We start from the raw sequence: 26,202 nt of genomic DNA, 5'->3' as shown, positions 1-26,202 counted from the left end.
GCGTGTGACCCACTTAACTAATGGTTCTAGTCTGGCCTGACAGGCTCTAACGGAAGGCACGGGATGAAGACAAAAGGCGCTCTCATCTATGAGTTCAACCAGCCGTGGCAGATCGAGGAGATAGAGATCGGCGACCCCGTCAAGGACGAGGTCAAGATCCAGATGGAAGCGTCGGGCATGTGCCACTCCGACCATCATCTGGTCACCGGCGACATCCCGATGGCCGGGTTTCCCGTGCTCGGCGGACATGAGGGCGCAGGCGTCGTGCTCGAGGTCGGTCCCGGCGTGGAGAACGTCGCCCCCGGCGATCACGTCGTGCTGTCGTTCATCCCGTCGTGCGGCGAATGTCCGACCTGTCAGAGCGGTCAGCGCAACCTCTGCGATCTCGGCGCGCTGCTGCTCACCGGAACGGCCGTGTCCGACGGCACCAACCGCGTCCACACCGCCGACGGCAAGCCGGTCATCCCGATGACGCTGCTCGGCACGTTCAGCCCATACATGGTGGTGCACAAGAGTTCGGTGGTGAAGATCGATCCGTCGATCCCGTTCGAGGTCGCCTGCCTCGTCGGCTGCGGTGTCACCACCGGTTACGGTTCGGCGGTGCGCAGCGCCGACATCCGGCCCGGGGAGGACGTCGCGATCTTCGGTATCGGCGGCGTCGGCATGGGCGCACTGCAAGGCGCCGTGAACGCCGGCGCGCGCAACATCTTCGCGATCGACCCGATCGAATGGAAGCGTGATCAGGCGCTGAAATTCGGTGCCACACATGTCTATCCGGACGTCTTCTCCGCGATGGCCGGGATCGCTGAGGTCACCGCCGGCGGAATGGCACGCAAGACGATCATCACCGTCGGCGAACTCAAAGGCGAGGACATCGACAACTACCTCAACTGCACGTCCAAGGGCGGCACATGTGTCGTCACCGCAGTCGCGAACATGGCGAGCTCCGAAGTGACGCTCAACCTTTCGCTGCTCACGCTGATGCAGAAGAACCTGCAGGGCACCATCTTCGGTGGCGGCAACCCGCACTTCGACATCCCGCAGCTGCTGTCGATGTACAAGGCGGGCAAGCTGAACCTCGACGATATGGTCACCCGGCAGTACAAGCTGGAGCAGATCAACGAGGGCTACCAGGACATGCTTGAGGGCCGCAACATCCGCGGCGTCATCCGGTACACCGACGAAGACCGGTAACGCCGCCGATGTCGCGGGAAACGGTCGAGCAGACCCCAGCGCTGGCGGCATCGCAGGGATCGTGGCGCTGTGTGCACGACAAAGACAAGGCCGGCTGGCTGGCGCTGATGGCCGACGACGTCGCCGTCGAGGACCCCATCGGCCCTGCCTACACGAACCCCGACGGCACCGGGGTCCGCGGCAAAGACGGCGTCTCATCGTTCTGGGACAACAGCATTGGGTTGGCGACCATCAGAATCACCTGTGAAGAGACGTTCCCGTCGAGCAGTCCGCACGAGATCGCCCACATCTTGAATCTGCGCTTCACGTTCGACAACGGCGTGTCGAGCGCGGTGCGCGGCGTGTTCACCTACAAGGTCAACGACGCCGGTCTGCTGACCAATCTGCGCGGCTACTGGAACATGGACATGATGAAGCCGGTCACGGACGGCGAGGGCGATTAGCGGCTCACTCTCCGGCCGCGGTGCCGTCGTCGTCGGCGGAACACGCGGAATCGGCTTTGAGGTCGCTTCCCTTCTCGCCGAACAGGGCGCAGGGGTCGTGGTGAACGGGCGCGACGGTACCGTCGCGGCCGAAGCGGCGAGCCGGATAGACGGCGCCGTCGCCCATCCGGGATCACCGGCCGATCCCGCCACAGCGGACGCAGTCATCGAGCGGTGTATCAGTGAATTCGGCCGCATCGACATCCTGGTGAACTGCGCGGGCACCCCGGGCCTTGCCGCCGAATCGATCCTGAGCGTCACCAGCGAGCTGTTCCGTGACTTGCTCGACGCACACCTTGTCACGACGTTCGAGACCTGCCGCGCCGCGGCACCGAAGATGGTCAACCAAGGTGGGGGCGCGATCGTCAACACAAGTTCGTTCGCATTCCTCGGCGACTACGGCGGGACGGGTTACCCGGCGGGCAAGGGCGGGGTGAACGGATTGACCCTCGCGCTGGCCGCCGAACTCGCCGAACACGGCGTCCGTGCGAACGTCGTCTGTCCAGGGGCGAAGACGCGTCTGTCGACCGGTTCGGAGTACGAGCAGCACATCGCCGCGCTGAACCGCAGGGGCCTGCTCGACGACGTGAGCGCACAGGCCGCGCTCGACGCGCCACCTCCGGAGTACGCGGCGCCCATCTACGCCTACCTCGCCGACGACCGCGCCAAGGACGTCACCGGGCGCATCTTCATCGCAGCAGGCGGTTTCGTCGGCGAGTTCAAGCGGCAGACGCCGGCGCTCATCGGGTACCGCGACCATGCGGATTCGCCGCCGTGGTCGATCGACGAGCTCCACGAGATGATCGCCAAGTAGCCTCGTGGCCATGGCTACCGTCTTCACCAAGATCATCAATGGAGAGCTGCCCGGCCGGTTCGTCTACGAAGACGACGACATCGTCGCTTTCCTGACGATCGCGCCGATCACGCAGGGGCACACGCTGGTGGTGCCGCGCGCGGAGATCGACCAGTGGCAGGACGTCGCCCCTGCGGTCTTCGGACGGGTAATGGAGGTGGCGCAGTTGATCGGCAAGGCCGTGGTCAAAGCGTTCCCCGCCGACCGGGCCGGGGTGATCATCGCCGGCCTCGAGGTGCCACACCTGCACGTGCACGTCTTCCCGACCAACGACCTCGCTGACTTCGGTTTTGCCAACGCCGATCAGAACCCGTCGAAGGAGTCGCTCGACGAGGCCCAAGCCAAGATCAAGGCGGCACTGGCCGACCTGACCTGACGTCGGCTCAGCGGCTACTAGCCGGACAGGTAGGAAAACCTTACCCGTTCGCCACCGAATGTGTCCTGGTGGCGATTACCCGCCGACGGCGGACCCGTGACGATCTTTGTCATGACTACGAGTTGGCAAGATCCGCAACCGATCCCGGCTGCCACCGGGTTCGCCGGACACACCGCAACGATCGCCCTGAGCCATGCGAACCAGCGCCGCCTGGACCAGTGGGGCTACGTCGTCGTACCTGACGTCGGCACCCTGCAGGCCGCAGAGGACATCGTGCGATCCGTCGGCGACCTGATCCCCCAGTACCACGGGGGGCTGACTCACGAGGTGACCTACCGCCCCGGAAACGACCACCGCTCGTACTCGCAGAGCGCGAACACCATCCTCGCGCACACCGAGGCTCCCGGGTGGCATCCCAGCCCCGCCTACCTCGGGCTGTTCTGCCACCGCCAGGCGCGCTGCGGCGGTGGCCACACCGATCTGCTGGACGTGCGCCGCCTGAGCTCCGCCCTCGACTCCCACGAGCTGGCGCTGATGACCGAGCAGGCACTGCACTTCCCCGGGCCCGAGGGCGGCATTCACACGACGATGCTGAGCACCGACGACGCCGGCAAAACGGTTGCCCGATTCAGCTACAACCTGCTGACCACCGGCGACTACGACCCGGCGCTCTCCAACACCGTGGACGCTTCCCAGCTGCCACTCGGCCAGGCCGGCCGTCGCCTGGCCCACAGGGTCAGCGACCTGTTCCGCGAGCTGCGCACCAGCGTGCTGATCCCCGACGGGGCGTTGCTGATCTGGGACAACCAGCGCATGCTGCACGCCAGGTCGGAGTACGCCGACCGCGATCGTCACCTGACCCGGTTCTGGTTCGGTGACTGGAGGCGGGCCTGATCATGAGTGAACTGCACACAGCCGGAAGCGGTTTCGTGAACCTGCCGGGGCTGCCGTCATTCGATCCGCAGGACGCCGCCGAGAGCGCTGTCATCCGCCGACTCGCCGGCAACTGGCACCGGCGCGCGACCGTCAAGCGCCCCGAGCCCGACATCGACGACTTGTTCGACGCCGCCCGACCCGACTATCCGGAACGCATCATCCCGTTCCGCGACCACCCGACCTGGCAGAAGCTGCCCGGCGACCTACGCTCACGGCTGCTGAGCTGGGCATGGATCGCCTACAACCGGCACACGGTGCTCGCCGAGCAGCGGGTCGCCAATCCGGCCTTCGCGCTGGTGATGGAGGGCGAGTTTCCCGGCCTCGGTGGCCAGGAGATGGAGATCGCACTGGCCCAGGCGATGGTCGACGAGCAGTACCACAGCCTGATGCACATCACCGCCAGCGCGCTGACCCGGCGCAAGCGGGGCTACCCCTTCGCCGACACGATGCTGCCCGAATCACACACGGCGCGTGCGCATCAGCGGCGTCGCGCGCAGTGCGCCGAGCGGTGGCAGCGCAGCCTGACCACGTTGGCGTTCGCGACGGTTTCGGAGATCTCGATCAACGCGTACCTGGATCTGCTCGCCGACGATCCGGACATCCAGGTGGTGAACTCCACCACAGCGCGGCTGCACAACCGCGACGAATACTGCCACGCTTCCATCAGCGACGAGATGGCCAAGCTCGTATACCGAGTGCTCGATGCCGACAAGCGGCGCTTCTTCCTCGACATGCTCGTCGCCGGTCTCGAAGCCTTCGTCGCAACCGACTACACCACTTGGGCTGCCATCCTGCAGTTCGAGAACGTGCCCGGCTGGCAGGCCATGATCGCCGACGTGCAGGCCGACAAATCCAGCTCACGGCTCGTCCGCGACTACAGCGGCCTGTACTCGCTGATGTCTGAACTCGACGTGATAGCCGACATCGACTTCGACTGGGAACTTGCCGAGGTGAAGAAATGATCAAGCTGTCGAATGACCGTGCCGCCCTTGCGCCGAGGTCACTCAGCGGAGATCGGCTCTGCCGCCTGATCGCGGAGCGCACCGGTGATCCACACCTCGCGCACGATGCGCGGGTGGTCTCGGCGGTGCTGCCCTTCAAGGTCAGCAGCTATGTGATCGACGAGCTGATCGACTGGACCAAAGCACCCGACGACCCGATCTACCGGCTGACGTTTCCACACCGCGACATGCTCGACGGCGAGCATTTCGAGTTGGTCGAGGAAGCGGTGCGGGCAGGCGACAAGGAAACGATCCGCCAGGCCGTGACAAAGGTGCAGTACGCGCTGAACCCCCATCCGAGCAACCAGCTCAGCATGAACGTGCCTCAGGACGACGATCTCGACGCCTGGGGTCTACAGCACAAATACCCCGAAACGCTTTTGGTGTTCCCGCGGCAAGGACAGACCTGTCACAGCTACTGCGGGTACTGCTTTCGGTGGGCTCAGTTCGTCGACCGGCCCGAGCTCAAACAGGCCGTACCGGGCCCAGAGACGATGACGCGGTACCTGAACGCGCACCCTGAGGTCACCGACGTGCTGCTCACCGGCGGTGATCCGTTGGTCATGCGCACCGATCTCCTCGCCGGTTACCTCGAGCCTTTGCTGGAACCCGGCCGTGAACACGTCGAGACAATCCGGATCGGCACCAAGGCGCTGTCTTTCTGGCCGTACCGGCTGCTGGCCGGTCCGGAGGCAGACGACCTGCTCCGGCTGCTCGAAAGACTCACTGCCGCAGGCAAAAATGTCGCGATGATGCTGCACCTGTCGCACGCGGCGGAGTTGCAGACAGATGCGGTCCGGGCGGCGTTGTCGCGGCTGTCGTCGACCGGCGCCGTGATGCGCGCCCAAGCGCCCGTGGTGCGGCATGTCAACGACGACCCGCACACCTGGGCCCAGCTGTGGCAGGCCCAGGTACGCAACCGGATCGTGCCCTACTACATGTTCGTCGAACGCGACACCGGCGCCCGCCGCTACTATGGCCTGCCGCTCACTCGGGCGGTGGACATTTATCGTCAGGCACTGCAACGGGTTTCGGGTCTCGGCCGGACGGCACGTGGCCCGGTGATGTCCGCAACGCCCGGCAAAGTGGTGGTCGACGGAGTGGTCGACCTCGAGCAGGGGCCGGCCTTCGCGCTGCGCATGCTTCAGGCGCGCCGGCCGGAATTGGTCGGCAGACCCTTCCATGCCGTCTACGATCCGCACGCCGAGTGGTGGGACGACCTCCGCCCGTACAGTGCACGTGACCGCGAGTTCTTCGAGTTCGGCACACCCGTCGAAGCTGCGGCGTCGTGAAGGTCACCACACACGAGATCAGCTTGACCCAACGCCACCTCTGGCGCTCGACGCGGGAAGCGATCCCCGTTCAACACGCGGTCGTCGTCGAGGTAAGCCAAGACGGCGTCAGTGGTTTCGGTGAGGCGTCCGCGTTCATGACCGACCATTACAACTCGGCTCTGCCGCAGCTCCACAACGACTTTCGGCGCGTCGCGCCATTGCTTGCGAGACTGAGCGCGGACCAGCCGTTCGCGGTGTGGGAGGCGCTGGCCGCCGAACTACCACAGTCGACGTTCGCGCTGGCAGCCATCGATACCGCCGTGCACGACCTGCATGCACGGCTGCTGGGTGTGCCGATGTGGAAGGCGCTGGGGCTTGACCGGCCGTGCGGCCTTCGATCGAGCTTCAGCATCGGCCTCGCCGACCCCGACGTGATGGTCGCCAAGCTGCGCGAGCGACTGGGCTGGTCGGCGTACAAGGTCAAACTCGCCGATCCGGCGGATCTCACCGTGTTGCGCAGCCTCCGTGCCCACACCGACGCGCCGTTCTACATCGACGGCAACTGCGGGTGGACGCTGTCGCGGGTGATTCCGGCCTTGCCCGGACTTCAGGCGCTCGGCGTGACGCTGATCGAGCAGCCTTTTCCCCGCGCGGCATGGGGCCACGCCCGAATTCTCAAGGAGTCGAGCCCGATTCCGGTGATAGCCGACGAAAGCATCACCTCGCCTGCGGATCTCGACGCCTGTACCGATGCGTTTCACGGCATCAACGTCAAACCGATGAAAGCCGGCGGTATCACACCGTCGTTGACGCTGCTGCGCGCGGCGCGAAGGCGAGGGCTGGTGACGATGCTCGGCTGCATGCCCGAATCCGCGGCCGGCGTATCGGCCACCGCCCACCTCGGTGCTCTGGCCGACCATCTGGACGTCGACGTCGTCGACCTGCTCGCGGTGAACACCGGCGACGGTCTGATGCTCGACGACCACGGCGCCATCACGGTGCCCAACCGGCCTGGATCGGGCTATCTCCCCGATCCGGCTGCATTGGGCTGGCGCGTGCGTCCGGTGCCGGCCGCCGACCTGTGGCCGATTCGTAGACAAGTGCTGCGCCCCGGTCAGCCACCGGAACTCTGCTCGTACGCCGAGGACAACCAGCCCGATGCGCGGCATTTCGCCGCGCTTCACCGCGGGCGTCCCGCGGGCGCGGCGTCGATCTATCGCGAAGATCCGCCCGCTGAGGTCACGGTGCCGGGACTGGCCCGGGGCCGCGGCTGGCGGCTGCGCGGCATGGCGACCGTCGACGAGATCCGCGGCACCGGCGCGGGCAGCGCGCTGTTGCGCACGGCCGTCACCCATGCCGCGCTGTCGGGCGCCGACGTCGTCTGGTGCAATGCCCGAACCTCGGTCGCAGCCTTCTACCGCAAGCACGGATTCCAAACGCTCGGGGAGGAATTCGACATGCCGGGCATCGGGGCACACGTCTTCATGTACTGGTGCCGCACGACCTTACCTGAGGACACGAAACCCTGCCCTTTCGTCAGCCGAATCTGGCTTCGCGCTGATTACGTAACCGGCCGCAACCCGCGACGATTCGAACCATGACTTCCTCCCCCATCCCGCAGTTGCACGGTGTTGTGATTGTCGACCAGGTGGCCCGCTCGCTCACACGCCTGGCGCTCACCGATGCCGGAATGCACCCGCGCCAGGCCGCTGACGTCGCCGACGCCCTCGTCGACACCTCGCTGCGCGGCATCGACACGCACGGGCTGCGGCTGCTTCCGCAGTACCTCGACGAATTGGCGACCGGAGTTGCCAACGCCAAGCCCGAGATTCAGGTGGTTCGTGACCGCGGGGCGGGGATCATGCTCGATGCCGACGGCGCGCTCGGCGTGCACGCCGGACTGACTGCCGCGCGACATGCCGAATCGCGCGCCCGCGCGTACGGCGTCGCAGCGGTCGGCGTGCGCAACTCGAACCACTTCGGTGCGGCCTCGGTGTACACCCGCAGGCTCGCCCGCCACGGGCTGGTCGGCATCGCCGTCACATCGGCGGCATCGCGGGTGGCACCCTTCGGCGGTGTGGAGCCGCTGTTCGGCACCAACCCCATCAGTGTGGCCGCCGCCACCGACGACGACGAGTTCGCCCTCGACATGGCGACCAGCCAAGTCTGCTTCGGGCAGGTCAAACATCGCCGGTCGCAGGGGATTCCGCTGGAGACCGGGTGGGTCACCGACGATGCCGGTAGCGTCACCACCGACCCCGACGAGGCCTACGCGCTGTCCCCGCTCGGCGGTTACAAGGGCCAGGGTCTGGCAATGGCGGTCACGCTGCTTGGCAGTGTGCTGACCGGAACACCGCCGGACTGGCAGCTCGCGCAGGTCGGCGAGGGCACGCCGGGCCGGAGCCGGGGGGTCGGCCACCTGGTGCTGGCACTCGATCCAATCGCATTCGCCGGCAGCGCCGACTTCGCGACAGGCCTGGCGGGCATGCTGAGCACGGTGCGGGCAGCCGCCCCCGCCGAACCCGATGAGCCGGTGTTGTGCCCCGGCGACCCGCAACGCGCACACGAGCGCGGCCGCCGGCGCGACGGCATCACGCTGGACGCGCGGACCGGGAAGATTCTCGCCGACGTGGCCGCCCGTCACAACCTGGCGGGTCCAGTCGTCACCTCAACCACGAAGGCGGCCGCATCGTGATCCTCGTCTTGATCAGCCCCCGCAATGCGGCTCTGCCACTTGCTGATTGGCTGCCGGAACTCAACGGACGCCTGGTCGCGATCACTGCCGAGGGCGTCGCAGTAGGCGAAGGATTCGCCGACGTCGTCCATGTCGCTGACTACACCGACGACGACGCGGTACTTGCCGCGGCACAGGTGGCAGCCAGGCGCCACCGACCCCAGGCAATCCTGGCGTTGGCCGAAGTCGACGTCGAACGCGCAGCGGTGCTGCGCAACGAATTCAAGCTGCCCGGACTCGACAGCATCGCCGCAGTCGCCTACCGCGACAAGATCCTGATGAAGAAGTACGCCCAAGCGGCGGGTATCCGCGTCCCGGAATTCGCGGAGGTGACCGAGGCCGGCGAGATCACCGATTTCATGGCCTCCCATCCGGGGCGCGTCGTCGTCAAACCTCGCGGCGGCTCGGGCTCCACCGGGGTCCATGTGCTCGAAACCCCGCAGCAGGCCGCCGATCTCGCCGAGGTCGTGGCGAGCGAGCCCTATCAGGTGGAGGAGTTCGTCGACGGCGTTCTCCACCACGTCGACGCGTTCCGGGTCATGGGCGTGCCCATCGCCGCCGTCGCCTCCCACTACACCGGACAAGGCTGCCTCGAGCACTGGACAGACGCGCCGTTCGGCTCCCGCACGCTGTCCCCCGACGATCCGGTGAGCAAGCTGTTGATATCCGAAACATGGCGGTTGGTCGATGCTCTGCCGTCACCGCGAACCATCTGCGTGCATGCCGAGTTCTTCGTCACCGGCCACGGCGAGATCGTGTTGTGCGAAGTCGCCGCACGCATCGGCGGCGGTCCGATTCCCCGCATGCTCCACCAGATTCTCGGCGTCGACCCGCGCGAGATGTGGGCGCGCGTGGAATGTGGACTGCCCACCGATCTCCACGCTATCGCCACGCATGCGCAGACGGCGCCCCTCGCTGCCTTCTACGGCGTTCCGCCACGCCGGGGCCGGGTGTCGGCCCTTCCCGAAAAGCCCTCGGGCGCAGCCGACTTTGTCCTGAACAGCTTTGTCGGCGACGACTGGGACAACGACCGCTACCAGCAGCGTAAGTCCGCCGACTTCCTGGCCAGCTGGGTACTCACCGCCACCGATGGCATGTCGCTCACCCAGAAGATCAGCACGACCGCCGCGGCGGTGATCGCCGGGTTCAGGTGGGACAACGAATTGTCGGAGGGTGTGTGATGACCTACTCGGCCCGTCTGCTGCCGCCCGGCACGCGCCCGACCGCACAGCACTTCGCCGGGCTTGCCGAACCGCAGGTCATCTGGGAAGACGCCCGCTGGTGGCGCTACACCGAACGCACAGACCTGCATGAGGTCCGCTATCTCGAAGTGCGTCACCACGAGCAGGCCGTCGCCCTCGCACCGCTGCTGATCACGAACGCCCCCGGCGGCCTTCTCTTCTACGACCCGCCGAAGCTCGCCGGTTCGGCCGGAGCGATGGCCGAGCCCGATCTGCTCGATCCGTGTGATCAGCACCGCTGGACCGAACTCACGGTGGGTCTTGCCCGTTCGGACCAGTATCCCTCGTTGACGCTGGGCACCTTCGGCAACCACCACGGGATCGTGCACGCACCCGGTCGCAACCTTGAGGCACGCACCGCCGTCATGGCCGCACTCCCCGAGTTGCTGCTGTCGGCAGCCGAGGACTTGGGCTGCCGCAGTGTCGCGATGTTGTACGTCGGTGAGCCCGAGGCGCACGACGTCGACGAGGCTGCAACTCGCCTCGGCTACCAGCCCACGCTGCTGGGCGCCGAAGCGGTGCACGATCTTCCGGTCGCCGACTGGGACGGCTATCTGGCGGCCCTGTCCAAGCGACGTCGATACCAGGCTCGAAAGGAGCTGCGCGCCTACGACTCTGACGGATACCGCACCGTCGTTCGTACGGGGCCGGAGGCCTTCAGCGAGGACCTGGTCGGCCTGCAAGTCGCCCACCGAGCGAAGTACGGCTTACCCGGCGGCGCCGACCGGGTCCGACGAGACCTCGACGCCCTTCGCGACGACCTGGGTGAGGACTGCGTCGTCCTCACCGCTGAGCGCGGTGACGAAGTGGCCAGCTTCAGTGTCTACCTGCGGGGCCGCGACGCGCTGTTCGCCCGCACCGGCGGCACCCTCCCGGACGCCCGGGGTTGCTATTTCGCCGTCGACTACCACGAGACGGTGCGGTGGGCGCTGCAGAACGGCGTCCGGCGGATCCACTACGGCATGGCGGCCTACGAGGCCAAGATCACCCGCGGCTGCGAACTGCGGCCCCGGTGGGGCTGGTTCTCGTTCGGCGGTGCACAAGCCGACACATTCCGCGAAGTGCTTGCGCTGCAGTCGAAGACCATGGAACGCCAGCTCGAGCTCGTCGGTTATCCCGCGCCACCCCTGCCCTCCCAATTCACCCTCGCCACAAGTTCGGAGGCCTGACGATGAAACTCACCCCGACGAAAACCATCTGGATGGACGGTGAATTCGTCCCATGGGACGAGGCCCACGTCCACGTGCTGACGCCCAGCCTGCATTACGGCTGGGGTGTTTACGAAGGCGTCCGGGCGTACCCGACCACCGACGGCCCGGCCGTGTTCCGGTTGCGCGACCATCTCAAGCGCCTGCACGACTCGGCGAAGGTCTACCACATGGATCCGGGATTCACCGTCGACGAGCTGACCGAGGCCTCGCTGGAGTTGTTGCACCGCACCGGTCTTGAGTTGGGGTATCTGCGTCCGATCGTCTACCTGGGCTACGGCGCCATGGGTGTCGCACCGGCCCTGGAGACCGCGAGGGTGGCCATCGCGGCATGGCCGTGGGGTTCCTACCTCGGCGAGAAGGCCGAGCACGACGGATGCCGACTGATGGTCAGCAGCTGGCAGCGCAACGGGATTCATTCGGTGCCCCCGCTCGCAAAAGCGACCGGCGCATACGTCAACTCGGCGTTGGCCAAGGTCGCCGCGATCCGCGCAGGCTACGACGACGCCCTCATGCTCACCCCGACCGGCCACGTCTCCGAGGCGTCCGCGGCGAACATCTTCGCGGTGCGAGACGGCGAATTGGTGACCCCGCCCATCAGCGACAACATCTTGGCCGGCGTGACCAGGGACACGATCATCACGCTGGCCCGCGACATGGGATTCACGGTGCGTGAGCAGAGCATGACCCGCAGCGAACTGTACGTCGCCGACGAAGCGTTTCTCACCGGAACCGCGGCCGAGATCGTCCCAATCGCCTCGGTCGACGATCGCCCGACTGGCGCGGCCGGCTGCGGTCCGGTCACCGCCCGACTCCGTGATGCCTTCAACGAGGTTGTGCGCGGCCGCAATTCGGCGTATCGGCATTGGCTGCAACACGTCGGGACGCGACAGCCACCCTTCGCTCACCCGATCGCCGAACTCGAAAGGCGCGTCACCGCGATGGCAGCTCACGTCGGCCGGTCGACCGAAGCCGACGGACCGGCCGACGTCGCGCGGCGCGAGGAGGCCGCCGATCGCGCGGTCGACCTGATCGCGGCACGTGCGTGGCACGGACTGCCTGCATCGTCGCACGGTCCGGCGCAGCTCGCGGCAGAGCGTTGCCTGGCTTATGTTCTCGCCGTCGATGAGGCCGCTGCGGGAGCGCCCGCCAGCGCACCCGACAGAGCGGCCTTGTCCGAGGCGGCACTGCGGATGCTCATCCAAGCGGGACATTTCGACGCCGTGGTGGATCGGACCAGAGACCTGCTCGGCCCGACACCGGAGGGGCGGCTGTCGATGGCGTGGCGGATCGTCGATGACGCGATCACGGCCCTGGAGACCACCCGCCACGAATGGGTCGGCGCCGAGCCGGCGGTCGCCGCGGCTGCCGGATGGGTGCTCGTCGACCGGATGGGCAGACTGCTCGTCGCCGCCGCCCTGGTGGACAAGGCCGCCGCGGGTGGCCCCGCGACCGACACAGATGTGTTGATCAACGCCGCCCGGCGGTACGCATGGAACCACCTTCGCCGTCCCGCTCCCGAGGCGGCGACGCCGACGCATGTGCAACGGTCGGCCAATCTGGTGGCCGCGGTGGCTAGCGGAGACCTGCTGTGACAACAGGCATTTCGCAGCGGCTGAGCCGCCTCCTGCTACCCAGCGCTGCCGCTGGCCGCACACTGGCCATCGGTGCGGGCATTGACTCTCTCGGCACGGGGATGTTCTTCGCCTCGTTCGCGCTTTACTTCGTCGGCGTCGTCGGGATCGGCGCCAACCAGGTTGCCCTCTCGGCCACTATCGCCGGAGCGGTGGCGCTACTCGCGCCGGTGCCGTTGGGACGTCTCGCCGACCGGCTGGGAACCGGCCGGTTCTACGTCGCTCTGCTGCTGGTCCGTGGTCTGGGCTACGGCTGCTTTGCGCTGGTCTCGGATTTCAAAGGTTTTCTGGTGCTCACGGTGATACTCACCGCCGCGGACCGGGCCAGTTCGCCCATTCAGCAGGCCGTCGTGACAGCGTTGATCGGAGACGGCGACCGCATCCGCACGATGGCTTCCATCCGGGCTATCCGCAACATCGGCCTTACCGTCGGCTTTCTGCTGGCCGGTGCAGCTTTCGCGGCCGCCGAGCCGTCATTGTTCACCGCGATCTTCATCGGCAACGGGCTGTCGTTCGTCGTGGTGGCGACCCTGGTCCGACGGGTGCTGGGCACAACCCGGGAGACGCTGCAGCGCAATGAAACTTCCGCTGCCCAAGGGCCGGCAGATGTCCGTTCCCCCTTCCGCGATCGGTGGTTCATGGTGTTCACCGTCGGCAACGGCGTGCTGTCGCTCTACGACACAGTGCTGATCGTGCTCCTGCCGATCTGGGTCATCGCCCACACGGCGGTACCGGCCGCAATGGTGCCTGTGCTGATGGCGGTCAACACGGTGCTGACTGTGATGCTGCAGGTCTACGTCGCCAGGTTCGCCGAGAGCGCGGCCGCAGCCATCCGGCTGCTGCTGATCGCCGGGGCGCTGATGGCCGTCTGCTGTGGGTTCTTCGCGTTGGCTCAGGCCGCCTCGGCGGGCATCGCAATCGCGGCGGTACTCGTTGCCGTCGTGGTGCTCTCGCTTGCGGAGAACCTTCAAGAGGTGGCCGCCTGGGAGCTGTCGACCGAACTGTCACCGGCGGACTCGAGAGCCCGGTACCTCGGCGCCTTCAGCCTCGGCTTCAGCGGCCAGAAGGTGGTCGGCCCAACGCTTCTCGTCGTCGCGCTGATGCCGGCCGGCCTGGTGGCCTGGCCCGTGCTTGCCGGTGCGTTCGGCGCGGCGGCCCTGATGTCCCGAACGGCCGCACGCCGCTGCCTTGCCGAACGGCGAGATGCCGCGGCCGCGGTCACCCCAACCCAACCACTAGAGGTGAAATGATGACCGAACATGTCCTCGTCGTCGGCAGCGGCCGCGACCTTCCGGCGCGGGTTCGCCGCGCGCTCGCAGGCACCGAGACGTCGGTGATCTGCCGACTGGAGTTCCTCGCCAAGCTGCGGGCCGTGACCGAACACACGCGCGTCATCGCCGTGCGGAACGACGCGCCCCACGAGGAATGGGTGGCGCTGGCGCGAGCCGCACACGAGGTGCATCCGTTCACCCGGATCGCCACCTTCGGCGAAACCGACCAGGATCGGTGCGCGGTGATCGGCGAGGCGCTAGGCATCGCCACCCACTCGCCCCGCACTGTCGAACTCGTTCACAACAAAGACGCCATGCGTGCCGTCCTTCGCGAAACGGGGGTCGACACAACGGCTTCGGCGGTCGTCACCGATCTTTCCGACCTGACTGCCTTCGTCGACGAGTACGGATTCCCCTGCGTGGTCAAGCCGGCGGCCGGAGCGGGCAGCGCAGGCGTAGCCGTCGTGCGGCACAGCGCTGAGCTGACCGCGGCGTTCGAGCGCGCGAGCACCCGCTTCGATGAGCTGCCGGACGCCGGGGTACTGGTCGAGCAATTCCACGACGGCCCTCAGTTCAGTGTCGAGGCGTTCTCCGAACTCGGAGAGCACCAGATCGTGTCCGTCACCCGGAAGTTCTCCGATCCCGCTTCGTTCGTCGAAATCGGCCATGTGGCGTCGGCGGAACTGAGCCCGGAGCAACTAGACGATGTGCGCGACCACGTCGAACGGGTGCTGACCGTCCTCGGCGTGGAATTCGGCGCCACGCATACCGAAATCGTTCTGACCACGGCCGGTCCACGAGTGATCGAAACCCACGTCCGCATGGGTGGTGATGAGATACCCGCGCTCACCTTCGACGCTACCGGTGTCGACCTGGCTGAGTTCGTCGCGCGGCAGACCGTAGGCGAGAAGGTACTTCCGGATCTACGCGCCGCACTCGCCGCAGACCGCCCGGCCTGCGCCTCGGCGATCTGGTTCGTCGCGGCGCCGGCCAGCGGCGTGCTCGCCGACATTCGCGGGCTCGACGCTGCGCGAAGCACCGAAGGCGTCACCGAGGTCGAGGTGCTGGTCGGGCCGGGCAGCCCCGTCGGTGCGCTCGAGTCCTCAGACTCGCGGGTGGCGTATGTCCGCGCGCTCGGACAGACACCGGAACAGGCGGTTGCCGCCGCTCGGAATGGGGTGTCGCAGCTGGTGTTCCAGTTTGAAATGCACGCGACGAGCGATTCGGTCGTCTAAGCCGTCAATGCACCGCGGCGACGTCGGCGATGCGCGGCAGCGTCACCGTGAACCGCGAACCCTCCCCCGGCGCGGTGGTGACGGTGACCGTGCCGCCGTGGGCGTAGACCAGCGAGTCGACGATCGACAGCCCCAGACCCGTTCCGCCGCTGGCTCGGTCGCGCGACGAATCGGTTCGGTAGAACCGCTCGAAGACACGGTGGGCGTCCTCGGCGCTCATGCCGGGCCCCTCGTCGGCGACCTCGAGCACGGCATTGTCGTCGTCGGTACCGACCCGGACCGTTATGCGTGCGGTTTCCGGGGTGTGCTGCAGCGCGTTGGCTACCAGGTTGCCCAGCACCTGACGCAGCCGCGCCTCGTCACCGAGCACCTCGGGTGTGCCGGGACCGTCGATGACCTCCATGGTGATGGCCCGTTTCGGAGCGATCGACTGCGCATCGTGCACCGCGTCGGTGGCCAGCGCCAGCAGGTCGACGCGGTGCCGGTCCAGCGGCCGCTGAGCGTCGAGGCGCGCCAGCAGCAGAAGGTCCTCGACCAGAAGCCCCATCCGGCGCGATTCGCTTTCGATGCGCGACATCAACATCTCGACATCCCGGGCCGCGCCCTGGCGGTACAGCTCGGCGAAACCGCGGATGGTGGTCAGCGGCGTGCGCAGTTCGTGGCTGGCGTCGGTGATGAAGCGCCGCATCCGCTCCTCGGATCTGCGGGCCTGTTCAGCCGAGGACTCCGATGACGCAACGGCCCGCTGGATCTGCGCCAGCATGCCGTTGAGGGCGAGCGACAACCGGCCCACCTCGGTGCGCGGATCACGTTGCGGGATACGACGATCCAGCTGTCCGGCGGCGATGTCAGCAGCGGTCTGTTCGACTTCGGCCAACGGGCGGAGGCTGCGGTGCACCACCCAGAAACCGGCGACGCCGAGCACCAGAAGGACAGCGGCGCCGATGCCGGCCTGCGACCAGATCAGAGCGCGCACCGTCGATTGAACATCGGACAGGTCGATGGCCACCGTGGTGATCTCGTCCTTCGGCCCGTGCACCGACATCGCCCGCCACTGCACATGCGAGTTGTCGATCGACCCGACGGTCACCGGTGTCGGACCGACGTCGTTGTCGGCCGGCAGCGCCGGTTCGGCGGCTCGGTCGTTGACGGCCATCCAGATGTGGCCGTCCGCGTCCACCCCGCGCACATAGAAGTCGGTCGGCGGCCGGGCCGGGTTGGGCTCCATCAGCGGCACCGGAATCCGCCGCGGGGCCTGCGCCCAGCTGCGCGAGGCGTCGAGCAGCGTCTCGTCGACGCGGTTGGTCAGGCTGTGCCGGAGGATCGAGGTGACGGCAATGCCGGACGCCAGCAAGCCGCACGCCACCAGCACCAGGGTGGCAGCGACCAGCCCCACCCGCAGCGGCACGCCTCGGGTGCCCAAACCTGCCATACCTCTATTGTTCGCCAGAAATCACCGGCGCTGTCGGCTCTTCGTGCAAGCGCTCACCGCGGCTCGCGCAGAACGTAGCCGACGCCGCGCAGCGTGTGCAGAAGCCGCTTCTCGCCGGTGTCGATCTTGCGGCGCAGGTAGGACACATAGGACTCGACGACGTTGACGTCGCCGCCGAAGTCGTAACGCCACACGTGGTCGAGGATCTTCGGCTTACTCAGCACCGTGCCCGCATTGATGATGAAGTAACGCAGCAGCGTGAACTCGGTCGGCGAAAGCGAGACAGGCTCGCCTGCCTTCCACACCTCGTGGGTGTCCTCGTCGAGTTCGATGTCGGCGAAGGTCAGCCGGGCGCTGCGCGGCTCCTCGCCGCCCTTCCCCGAGCGGCGCAGGATCACCCTCAGCCGCGCGACCACCTCTTCGAGGCTGAACGGTTTGGTGACGTAGTCGTCCCCGCCGAGCGTCAGCCCGGCGATCTTGTCCTGCAGGCTGTCGCGGGCGGTGAGGAACAGAGCCGGGGCGTCGATGCCGTCGGCACGGAGCCGGCGCAGAACCCCGAAGCCGTCCATGCCGGGCATCATGACGTCGAGGATGACGGCATCGGGCCGCACCTCGCGGGCCTTGTCGAGGGCCGCGGGGCCGTTGGAGGCCGTGTGAACCTCGAAGCCCTGGAACTTGAGGCTTACCGACAGAAGTTCGACGATGTTGGTCTCGTCGTCGACGACGAGAACGCGGGCCTCTGGGACAGATTCTGGGAGTGCAGCCATGGCCATCGTCTCAATGTCTCCCCATTTCCTGGCAATGAAGCTGCGGGCTCGCTGTCAGCTTCCTGTGAGTCCCATTGTGCTCTCCTGCGCGACACGACGGATAGCTCGCCGCTGCACCCATACACTGAGGTGATGAACCTGGCCAAGAACCTGGTCGACCTCGCCGTCGCGCCGGCCCGGATCGGGCTTGCGGCCGCCGAGGTCGGCCTCGACGTCGCCACCGGTGCGGTGGGACTCGCGCAGCGGGCCGTCGGCCAGGCGAACGCGGGGGCCAGGGCGAGCACCGGCTCGGTAGCGCACATGCTCGGTATCGACGAAGCGGTGGAACGGGCGAACCGGCTGGCCAGGCTCATGGACGAGGACCAGCCGCTGGGTCGCGCGCTGGCGCCGGACGGCCCGATCGACCGGCTGCTGCAGCCCGGTGGAGTGGTGGACAAACTCACGATGCCCGGCGGGGTGCTCGACCGGCTGACGCAGGAGAACGGCGGGCTGATGCGGGCCATCGAGCCCGGCGGCCTGGTGGACCAGCTGCTGGACGAAGAGGGTCTCGTAGAGCGGGTGCTGGCACAGGATGGGCTCGCGGATCGGCTGCTCGCCGAGGGCGGGCTGGTCGACAAGCTGACTGCCAGAAACGGTCCGCTCGAGCAGTTGGCCGACGTCGCCGACACCTTGAACCGGCTGGCGCCAGGACTGGAGGCGCTCGAGCCGACGATCGAGGCACTGCGTGAGGCGGTCATATTGCTGAGCCAGGTGGTCAACCCGCTGAGCAATATCGCCGACCGCATCCCCTTCCCCGGCCGTCGGCCACGCGGCAGTCGGTCGTCGACGCGGTCGGTGACCTCGCAGCGCGTCATCGAAGCCGACGAGTGACCCGATAGACTCGCCCCCCGCAGGCCTCCTTAGCTCAGTGGTAGAGCACCTGTCTTGTAAACAGGATGTCATCGGTTCAATCCCGATAGGAGGCTCCACTCCGGCCTCCTTGTCTGCGGCCGCGCCTAGTCGGCGCGAGGCAATGCCGAGGCTGTGGAGCTGAACTCTCGAAGCGTAGCCAGAAGGTGTACTGCGGTGACGCGTGTCAGGGCTCAGCCCGGCGCGAGAACCTACGGCTGTTCTGTCCGAACTGCGACTCGCAGCAGCCCACGTCCAAGAGCCGGAACCGGGGGCGTGGCGGCCACTTCCGACGGCAGCGAAACGCGAACGGGCAGTCGTACTGAGAAACGCATGGCCGCCGACCGCACCAGCTAAGCTCAGGGCAATCACATACGAGGTTTTCATGACCGATCCGACTGCCGATTCCCCTGTCGAGTTCACCCAGACTCACGCGCCGGCAGGCACTGCGGGATTCACATGGGACGGAACCGGAACACCCCAATCGGCGTTTGCCAAAATCAGCCAGTCCGCCCTCTTGGGCGAAATCGAGGTCGGCCAACGGCTCGACGACTTCGATCTGCTGGTCGAACTCGGCAGCGGCGCATTCGCCCGAGTCTTTCTCGCCCGCCAACGGTCGATGCAACGGCTGGTCGCAGTCAAGATCTCTGCGAACCGCGGCCACGAACCACAAACCCTCGCCCAGCTTGACCACGACTACATCGTCCGGGTCTTCGATCAGCGGATTCTCTCCGATCGGAACTGGCGGCTGCTCTACATGCAGTATCTGCCCGGCGGAACGCTGTTCGACCTGGTTCAAGCGGTGCACCAACACGGAGAGCCACCTCAGTCGGGCCAAGCGTTGCTCGACGCGGTGGACAACGCATTGGAATCACGCGGCGAGATTCGGCCCTCCGAATCGTCCACCCGCACCGAGCTTGCGACGCTTCCGTGGCCTGAGACCGTTGCCTGGCAGGGGAAGCGACTGGCTGAAGCATTGGACTACGCGAATTCACGGGGCGTCCTGCACCGCGACATCAAGCCGGCGAACGTACTACTCGCCCCGAACGGCACTCCTAAATTGGCGGACTTCAACATCAGCTTCGCCCGCAACGTTTCCGGCGCGAGCCCGTTTCAGTATTTCGGCGGCTCACTTTCTTATATGTCGCCTGAGCAGCTCAAAGCCTGTCAGCCCGGCCACACGCAAGATATGGCAAACCTCGATACCCGCAGCGATATCTACTCGCTGGCGGTCCTGCTGTGGGAACTGCTGACCGGTGTAAAACCGTTCGATGATTCCGCGGCGCACGCTGCTCGGGCGGACTCGGCCGGACTGGTGGGCGATGCCACCGCGCTCGAGCTGATGTTGACCACCCGCGCGCAAGGACTCTCAGCGGCGGCACTTGCCGCGCTACCTGCAAACTGTCCTGCCGCCCTGCTGCGGGTTCTCTTGAAGGCACTAAACGCCGACCCTGACCAGCGCTGGGCCTCCGGCGCCGAATTCGCCGAGCAACTCCAGCTGTGCCTTGATCCGCAGGCACGCGATCTAGTGGATCCCCCAGTAGGAAGCTGGCGGTTACGGCTGCGGCCGTTTGTGGCGCCGGTCGCTCTGGCGGCCATCATGATTCCCAATCTGCTGGCCAGCGCGTACAACATCCAACACAATCAACTGCTGATCGTCAGTCGGCTCTCCGAGCAGGCTCAGAGTCGGTTCATGTTGGTGACCACTTTGGTCAACTTGATCTTCTTTCCGGTCGGTGCTGCGGTGCTGGGAATTTGGTGTCGTCGTGTCCTCATGGTTCCCCGGCGCCTGCGACGCGGTCCGGCACCACCGGCAGAAGTGTTGGCTCAGGCGCGCCACGACTGCCTCGTCACACCGGATCGTGTGGTGCTGGTGGTGTTTGGCCTGTGGCTGCTGGCCGGGCTGACGTTTCCGCTCACCATGCAATTCGTCGCGGGCGGACTTCCGGGTCGCTCGGCGGTTCACTTCTTCGGGTCGATCACGGTATGCGGTGCCATCGCGATCGCGTATCCGTTCTTTCTTCTGACCTTCTACATTGTGCGCAGTGTTTATCCGGAACTGGTGGCGCAGGGGCAGACCCATCCGCAGGAAGCCGAGCAGCTACGAGCGCTCAGCCGTCGACTTTCACGCTATTTGGCGATCGCGGCCTCGGTGCCGTTGCTGGGCATTGTGGCCGTGACATTTCTGACCGCCTCCGAGATCGCCGAAGTCATCGTGCCGATCAGGGTGCTTTGTATCGGGGGGATTGCCGCGTTCGTGCTCGCCTACTGGCTGGCACGTCAGATTGAATCCGACATTCAGGCGCTCGAGAGGGTGATCCGCCACCGAGCGCAGCACTAGCTCTGGCTTGAACCCGACGACCCCAACGTCCCTTTTGGACGCCAAATCCGCCGGCTTACCGCGCGGATAGGAAAACCTCCTCTCCTACGACCGGAATGTGGCTTCGCAGCGATTTCGGAGACGCTGCTGATTCACGACCATTGAGCCACCGACCGAAGAGGAAAGGAGTAGCCGAAATGAACGTTGAGCTGATGCAACAGAGCCGCAGGCGCCGGCAGCGGAGCATCCGAGGAAGCGCGTGGCAGCCCGGCCGCTACCGGTCCTCCGACTTCGATGCGAACCCACACGTTCCTGAGCGTGCTCGCCGAGCCGCTGCAGAAAGCATGGCACCACAACAGAGCAAGGGAGTGACGACGTCATGATGCCGCAGACACCGGGCGCACAAATCGACGAATTGCGCCGTCTATTACGCGAGTCGGAGCAGCGCCGGCAGGCCGCCGAACTCAAGCTCGCCGATCGCGACCGCCAACTCGGCACGGCACGCCGAACAATCGCTACCCAGGATCACCGGATCGGCAGGATGACCGCCGATGCCGCACGGCTGCGGGGTACCGCGAAGGCGACCGCGATCGACGCTTACGCACGCGACTTCCCGAACCTGTTCAAGAGCACCATCGATCGATGACACCCGCCGCGGATGTTCGCGGATCATCACCCGGCCTCGATGCGAGAGGCCGGGTGATCGCTTTGCGCACGAGTGGCGGCGTTTTCACCCACAACATCTGAATCCTGAGGTCGCCTGCCGCTTTCATGCACTCCTTACTAGACGGATAGGAAACTCTTCCCCCGCACGAGAGGACTCTGACTTCACGGCGATTACGGAAGTTTTCCCCGATCGTGACGATGTTTCCATGACTACGTACTGCGAAGAGACGACGAGCCTTCGCCCCGGCCTGACCCACGACACGGTCCCGGCCGGCGCCATGCCGCTGCCGTCGAGGCCACGTTCGTTCCGTACTCACCGGCCACACCCGCGCTACGACTCTCATGGACCCGACCCTCGTCGAGGCGACAGGCGCCCCGACCACAGCGGCACCGGCGAGTTGTGGCCCGGTCGCACCATGGTGTTGCCCGAGCCGGTCACCGAGCGCCTAGCGCCACATCAACCGGTCACAGAGCGGCTTGTGCGCAGCGAGCTGACGACGCGGGTCGCCTCCCAACCCGTAGAAGACATCGAAGTCGACTCGGAAGGCCTGGTCGCCCCACCGGGCGACAACGAGGTCTACTCCTACTTCGGAGCGCAGATGCGATGGGTGCAGCTCTTGCTGATGGGCGCGTACGTGCTCGCAGGATGGAGCCTGCTGCATTTCGCACTCGCCTCGATCACCGTCTTATGGCCCATGCTGATCGTGTTGGGGCTCAACGTCATCGGCACCCTACTTTCGTCGCTTACCAGCTTCAACAGCAGGCGCGTGTCGGCGAAGGCGCACCGTGCGCTCGTGGAGAGCTGGGTTCCTTCTGGCCCAGCCCCGAGCATCGATGTCTTTCTTCCCACCTACGGGGAAGAGGTTGCGGTGTTGCGCAACACCTACACACACGTCAAGGCGATGGAGTGGGCGGGCCGGGTTGAGGTTCACGTTCTCGACGACGGCGATCGCGCCGAAGTCCGGGACCTGGCGGCACGATTCGGGTTCCACTACGTCGTCCGCCCGAATCGTGGGCATCTGAAGAAGGCCGGCAACCTCCAGTACACGTTCTCGCGCACGTCGGGTGACCACATCGTGATCCTGGACGCCGACTTCTGCCCGCGGCCCGATTTCCTGAAGCACCTGGTGCCGTACATGGACGACCCGTCCGTCGGCATCGTGCAGAGCCCGCAGTACTTCGACAGCGGCGAGAATCTGAACTGGATTCAGCGCACGGCCGGCTCTACCCAGGAGTTGTTCTACCGTTGGATTCTGCCGTCGCGGGACCGGTTCAACGCTGCGATCTGCGTCGGCACCTGCGCGCTGTACCGGCGCAAGGCCCTCGAAGCCACCGGTGGATTCGCCCAGATTGAACACAGTGAAGACATTCACACCGGGCTCCACTTGATGCAGGCCGGCTTCCAGACCCGCTACGTACCCATCGTCGTCTCACGCGGCCTGTGCCCGGGTGACATGGCCGGCTTCCTCAACCAGCAATACCGGTGGTGCAACGGATCGCTGGTCAAGCTGCACAACGCCAAGCTCGACGGCTCGCGGGTGAAAATGACTCTGCGGCAACGACTTTGCTTCTGGGCGGGGCTGTTCTACTACATCACCACCGCTGTCAACGTCGTCGCTCTCTATCTGCCCGGCATGATCATGGCCGCGTTCTTCCCGACCCAAGTCCAGCCCGCCCAATTCATTCCCTTCCTCGTCGGACTGTGGGTGTACCTGGTGGTGCTGCCGGCAGTGTCGAAGAGCCGCTGGCGGTTCGAGGTCCTGCGGCTGCAGATGGCCTATAGCTACGCCCACCTCATTGCGATCGTTCACAAACTGCGGGGTCGATCGGCGGGATGGGTTCCCACCGGTGCGATGAACCGCCCGAATCCATTGGCGCGCAGCATTAGCCGCGTTGGTGCCGCCGCGATCGTGCTGTCGCTGGTGCCATTCTGGGCAGTGGTACTCTACGACATTCACGCATACGGAGTGCGCCAGTACTGGCTGATGGCGATGTTCGTCGGCCTTTACACCTACCTCGCCCTGCCGTTGCTCGTCGAGTTCGTCAAGATCCTGTTTCCATCCCTCGGCAAGGCTCTTGGATCGCGGACCGACCGCTCCGCCACACCAGCAGCAACTGACGGCCCCGGACCGAAGCGCCGCAATCCGCATCGGATCTCTGCCTATGAGGCGGTGTGCTACACGCTGGCGCTGGCATTGGCCGCGGCCGTCGCATCCGGGTGGTTCGACCTGATGATTCCGTGGAGCTCCTGAGTCAGACGATCCCTGCTTTTCACCCGAACCCTTCGTGCACGGCCGGGTTCGGGTGAAACCATGCGATCGGTACTTCGTCGTCGTCCCAGCGCCGACTGGCAGGACCCTTACCAGCGGGATAGAAAACCCTTCCCGCGCGGCAGCGGATTCTGGCTCGTCGGCGATTACGCCTGTACTGCGCAAGCGCGACGATTTTCGTCATGACTACGTACTGGGAAGAACCGACCGTCAGGCATCGCCCTGCCCTGAGCACCGCAACGGCCCAGACCGAGCGCCTGCAGATACCCGCGCGTCGCCACGTAGACCGCCGTCCACCCACCGTCGTTGCCCCGACACAGCCGTCGGCGCGCAGAACCGAACCCAAGCCCAAGGCCGAGACGAAGAAGAAGGAAAACCACTTCTTCAATGACGTCGAAGGTCTGCGAGGCATTGCCGTCGCGCTGGTCGTGCTGTTTCACGCCGGTGTGCCGCACATGGCTGGCGGTTTTGTGGGCGTCGACGTGTTTTTCGTCATTTCGGGCTTCCTGATCACGGGCCTTCTGCTGCGCGAGTTCGAGCGCAACGGGCGAGTGTCGTTCAGGGGCTTCTATGCGCGTCGCGCGCGCCGCATCATCCCGCCGGCAGCGGTGACCATCGTCGCGACGTCGATCGCCGTGTGGTTCCTCATGCCGCTGCTGTCAGTGTTCCGCCAGGCACTCGACCTGCTGGCGGCCACGATGAACTTCGCCAACTGGCGCTTCATTGCCGCGGGCAAGGACTACCTCGCCGGGGCGTCCGACGACAGCGTCGCCACGCACTTCTGGTCGCTGTCCATCGAGGAACAGTTCTACTTCGTGTGGCCGGTGCTGCTGGTGGCGTTGGCCGTGCTGGCCAGGCGCTCGCGGTGGTCCACCCGCATGGTCGTCGGTTGGGGAATCGCCCTGGTGACCGTGGCCTCTCTGGCGGTGTCGCTGCACTTCACCTCCAGCGACCCGACCCTGTCGTACATGGCAACCCACACGCGCGCATGGCAATTCGGCGTGGGCGGCATCGTCGCGGTGGCGGGTCCGCTGCTGACCGGCTTGATCACGAGATTTCCCGTGCGGGCGGCGATGTGGGTACTCGGTTGGGCTGGCCTGGTGGCCGTGCTGGTGGCGACCGTTGCCTACGATCACACCACGCCCTATCCGGGCCTGGCGGCGTTGATACCGACGCTCGGTGCCGCTGCCATCATCGTGGCCGGGCAAGTGGCCACCAACAGCAGACCCGCCGTCGGAGCGTTCCTCTCGGTACGCCCCTTGCGCTGGCTTGGGAAGGTCTCTTACGGCTGGTACCTATGGCACTGGCCGGCATTGGTGCTGTTCAAGAGCTACACCCACAACAACAGCTGGCCGACGTTGGTGGGCGTGACGATGGCGGCTCTCATGCTCGCCTGGGCCTCCACTGCACTGCTGGAACGCCCCATCATGTCGTCGCGCGAACTGAAACGCAATCTGCAGGCGTCGCTGTCGGTCGGTTTCACCGGCACCATCGCAGCCGCCGCTATGACGATGGCCCTCGGCGTACTGGCGGTCAATCTGGCCAGCGGTGCGACGTCGTCGAACGCGTCGGTGAGCTTCGAGTCGGTGTTCGGCGCCGACACCGGCGCGAAATCGGGACCGGTGACACCGAATCCGTTCAAGGCTTTCGACGATCGTCCCGACCGCGACGAGTGCCTGATTCCCCTTGGCAAGCGGGAACAACCGAACACCTGCGTCGATGGACCGGCAGACGGTGTGCCGGCGGTGCTGTTCGGCGACAGCCACGCACAGCAGTGGCTGCCGGTGGTTCAGGTCATCGCGAAGGAAAACAACTGGCGACTCAACCAGTTCACCAAGGCGGCATGCCCGGTCGCGGCCCTACAGCCCAGGGACGGCCGCACGGACCCGTTCACGAAGTCGGATTGTCTCGGCTGGCGCGAGGACAGCATCAAAGCGATCGTCGCGTTGAAACCCAAGTACATCATGATCAGCTCGCTATCCACGTACGTGCCCGACTACCAGGAGTTCAAAACCGCCTGGGATCAAACGCTGAACCAGCTGCGGGCGACGGGTGCGAAATTGATCTACCTGCGCGATACGCCGTACCCGAACAAGAACATGCCCGAATGCGTCTCGGGCGCCACCGACGACTGGTCCGCGTGCGACTTCAACCTCAACAACACGCCGAGAACCGAACCCATTGTCACCGACCAGGTTCGGGGCCAGAACCTCGACATCCCGGTGCTCGATCTCAACGCATACTTGTGCGAGGACACCAAGTGCCGCGCGGTGCGTAATGGCACGTTGCTCTATCGCGACGATTCGCACCTGACGGCGACCGCGGTCAAGGCGTTGCTGCCAGCCGTCCAAGCGCAGATCCGGGAAAAGCAGATCGACCTGAGCGGCCGTTGACTTCGGCGGGGCGGCCGCCCGGTTGTC

The 26,202-nt window shown here is 66.1% G+C and carries 22 protein-coding genes and 1 tRNA gene; 21 read left to right on the top strand and 2 right to left on the bottom strand.

Features of this window, described 5'->3' with window-relative positions; translation table 11 throughout:
• Positions 1–63: 63 nt before the first annotated feature.
• From A5651_RS11250 to A5651_RS11185, 14 genes are all read left to right on the top strand, one after another.
• Positions 64–1,194, top strand: coding sequence for an NDMA-dependent alcohol dehydrogenase (locus A5651_RS11250; protein ID WP_066979752.1), 1,131 nt, complete (start codon positions 64–66; stop codon positions 1,192–1,194).
• Positions 1,195–1,202: 8 nt separating this feature from the next.
• Positions 1,203–1,637, top strand: coding sequence for a nuclear transport factor 2 family protein (locus A5651_RS11245; protein WP_066979751.1), 435 nt, complete (start codon positions 1,203–1,205; stop codon positions 1,635–1,637).
• Entirely contained in the window at positions 1,633–2,490 is an 858-nt protein-coding gene (locus A5651_RS11240; RefSeq protein WP_082943705.1) for an SDR family NAD(P)-dependent oxidoreductase, read from the top strand. Before A5651_RS11245 ends, A5651_RS11240 begins: the two co-directional genes overlap by 5 nt.
• A 10-nt stretch (positions 2,491–2,500) precedes the next feature.
• On the top strand, positions 2,501–2,905 hold the full coding sequence (locus A5651_RS11235) for an HIT family protein (RefSeq protein ID WP_066980003.1): 405 nt from the start codon (positions 2,501–2,503) through the stop codon (positions 2,903–2,905).
• A 111-nt stretch (positions 2,906–3,016) separates the two neighbouring features.
• The gene (locus A5651_RS11230; protein WP_082943711.1) at positions 3,017–3,799 is read left to right on the top strand and encodes a TauD/TfdA family dioxygenase; all 783 of its coding nucleotides are present in this window, start codon (positions 3,017–3,019) and stop codon (positions 3,797–3,799) included.
• A gap of 2 nt (positions 3,800–3,801) precedes the next feature.
• Entirely contained in the window at positions 3,802–4,803 is a 1,002-nt protein-coding gene (locus A5651_RS11225; RefSeq protein WP_231988654.1) for a diiron oxygenase, read from the top strand.
• A complete protein-coding gene (locus tag A5651_RS11220; protein ID WP_066979745.1) occupies positions 4,800–6,134 on the top strand; it encodes a KamA family radical SAM protein in 1,335 nt (444 codons plus the stop codon). Before A5651_RS11225 ends, A5651_RS11220 begins: the two co-directional genes overlap by 4 nt.
• Positions 6,131–7,717: a GNAT family N-acetyltransferase gene (locus tag A5651_RS11215; RefSeq protein ID WP_082943704.1), complete on the top strand. Its 1,587-nt coding sequence runs from the start codon at positions 6,131–6,133 to the stop codon at positions 7,715–7,717. The genes A5651_RS11220 and A5651_RS11215 overlap by 4 nt, the downstream gene beginning before the upstream one ends.
• Positions 7,714–8,811 (top strand): Ldh family oxidoreductase, encoded by a 1,098-nt coding sequence (locus tag A5651_RS11210; RefSeq protein ID WP_082943703.1) that lies wholly within the window; start codon positions 7,714–7,716, stop codon positions 8,809–8,811. The genes A5651_RS11215 and A5651_RS11210 overlap by 4 nt, the downstream gene beginning before the upstream one ends.
• On the top strand, positions 8,808–10,031 hold the full coding sequence (locus A5651_RS11205; protein ID WP_066979742.1) for an acetyl-CoA carboxylase biotin carboxylase subunit family protein: 1,224 nt from the start codon (positions 8,808–8,810) through the stop codon (positions 10,029–10,031). Before A5651_RS11210 ends, A5651_RS11205 begins: the two co-directional genes overlap by 4 nt.
• Positions 10,031–11,260: a GNAT family N-acetyltransferase gene (locus A5651_RS11200; protein ID WP_066979739.1), complete on the top strand. Its 1,230-nt coding sequence runs from the start codon at positions 10,031–10,033 to the stop codon at positions 11,258–11,260. The genes A5651_RS11205 and A5651_RS11200 overlap by 1 nt, the downstream gene beginning before the upstream one ends.
• A gap of 2 nt (positions 11,261–11,262) precedes the next feature.
• Positions 11,263–12,894, top strand: coding sequence for a branched-chain amino acid transaminase (locus A5651_RS25975; RefSeq protein WP_231988653.1), 1,632 nt, complete (start codon positions 11,263–11,265; stop codon positions 12,892–12,894).
• Positions 12,891–14,183, top strand: coding sequence for an MFS transporter (locus A5651_RS11190; RefSeq protein WP_082943702.1), 1,293 nt, complete (start codon positions 12,891–12,893; stop codon positions 14,181–14,183). The genes A5651_RS25975 and A5651_RS11190 overlap by 4 nt, the downstream gene beginning before the upstream one ends.
• Positions 14,183–15,439: an ATP-grasp domain-containing protein gene (locus A5651_RS11185; RefSeq protein WP_066979991.1), complete on the top strand. Its 1,257-nt coding sequence runs from the start codon at positions 14,183–14,185 to the stop codon at positions 15,437–15,439. The genes A5651_RS11190 and A5651_RS11185 overlap by 1 nt, the downstream gene beginning before the upstream one ends.
• 4 nt (positions 15,440–15,443) lie before the next feature.
• Here the strand turns inward: A5651_RS11185 and A5651_RS11180 are convergent, their stop codons facing one another.
• Together A5651_RS11180 and A5651_RS11175 are read right to left on the bottom strand one after the other, a co-directional pair.
• The gene (locus tag A5651_RS11180) at positions 15,444–16,871 is read right to left on the bottom strand and encodes a cell wall metabolism sensor histidine kinase WalK (RefSeq protein WP_066979737.1); all 1,428 of its coding nucleotides are present in this window, start codon (positions 16,869–16,871) and stop codon (positions 15,444–15,446) included.
• Between the two features lie 53 nt (positions 16,872–16,924).
• Positions 16,925–17,644, bottom strand: a complete 720-nt coding sequence (locus tag A5651_RS11175) for a response regulator transcription factor (RefSeq protein WP_066979734.1) — start codon at positions 17,642–17,644, stop codon at positions 16,925–16,927.
• Between the two features lie 126 nt (positions 17,645–17,770).
• Here A5651_RS11175 and A5651_RS11170 point away from each other — a divergent pair, with 126 nt between their 5' ends.
• The 7 genes from A5651_RS11170 to A5651_RS11145 all read left to right on the top strand — a co-directional run bounded on the left by A5651_RS11170 (position 17,771) and on the right by A5651_RS11145 (position 26,175).
• On the top strand, positions 17,771–18,508 hold the full coding sequence (locus A5651_RS11170; protein ID WP_066979731.1) for a hypothetical protein: 738 nt from the start codon (positions 17,771–17,773) through the stop codon (positions 18,506–18,508).
• Between the two features lie 23 nt (positions 18,509–18,531).
• Positions 18,532–18,606 (top strand) — tRNA-Thr (locus A5651_RS11165).
• Between the two features lie 15 nt (positions 18,607–18,621).
• Positions 18,622–18,852 carry a hypothetical protein gene (locus tag A5651_RS24910; protein WP_082943701.1) on the top strand — a complete coding sequence of 77 codons (231 nt, stop codon included), beginning with the start codon at positions 18,622–18,624 and terminating at the stop codon, positions 18,850–18,852.
• Positions 18,853–19,145: 293 nt separating this feature from the next.
• A complete protein-coding gene (locus A5651_RS11160) occupies positions 19,146–20,867 on the top strand; it encodes a serine/threonine-protein kinase (RefSeq protein WP_369803936.1) in 1,722 nt (573 codons plus the stop codon).
• A 358-nt stretch (positions 20,868–21,225) separates the two neighbouring features.
• A complete protein-coding gene (locus A5651_RS11155; protein WP_066979725.1) occupies positions 21,226–21,492 on the top strand; it encodes a hypothetical protein in 267 nt (88 codons plus the stop codon).
• Between the two features lie 226 nt (positions 21,493–21,718).
• Entirely contained in the window at positions 21,719–23,764 is a 2,046-nt protein-coding gene (locus A5651_RS11150) for a glycosyltransferase (protein WP_231988652.1), read from the top strand.
• Between the two features lie 200 nt (positions 23,765–23,964).
• Positions 23,965–26,175 (top strand): acyltransferase family protein, encoded by a 2,211-nt coding sequence (locus A5651_RS11145; protein ID WP_082943699.1) that lies wholly within the window; start codon positions 23,965–23,967, stop codon positions 26,173–26,175.
• Positions 26,176–26,202 lie beyond the last annotated feature (27 nt).

Origin of the sequence: Mycobacterium sp. 1274761.0, assembly GCF_001668615.1 — a bacterium.
Taxonomy (GTDB): domain Bacteria; phylum Actinomycetota; class Actinomycetes; order Mycobacteriales; family Mycobacteriaceae; genus Mycobacterium.
This window is presented reverse-complemented; position numbering and strand designations above follow the sequence as displayed.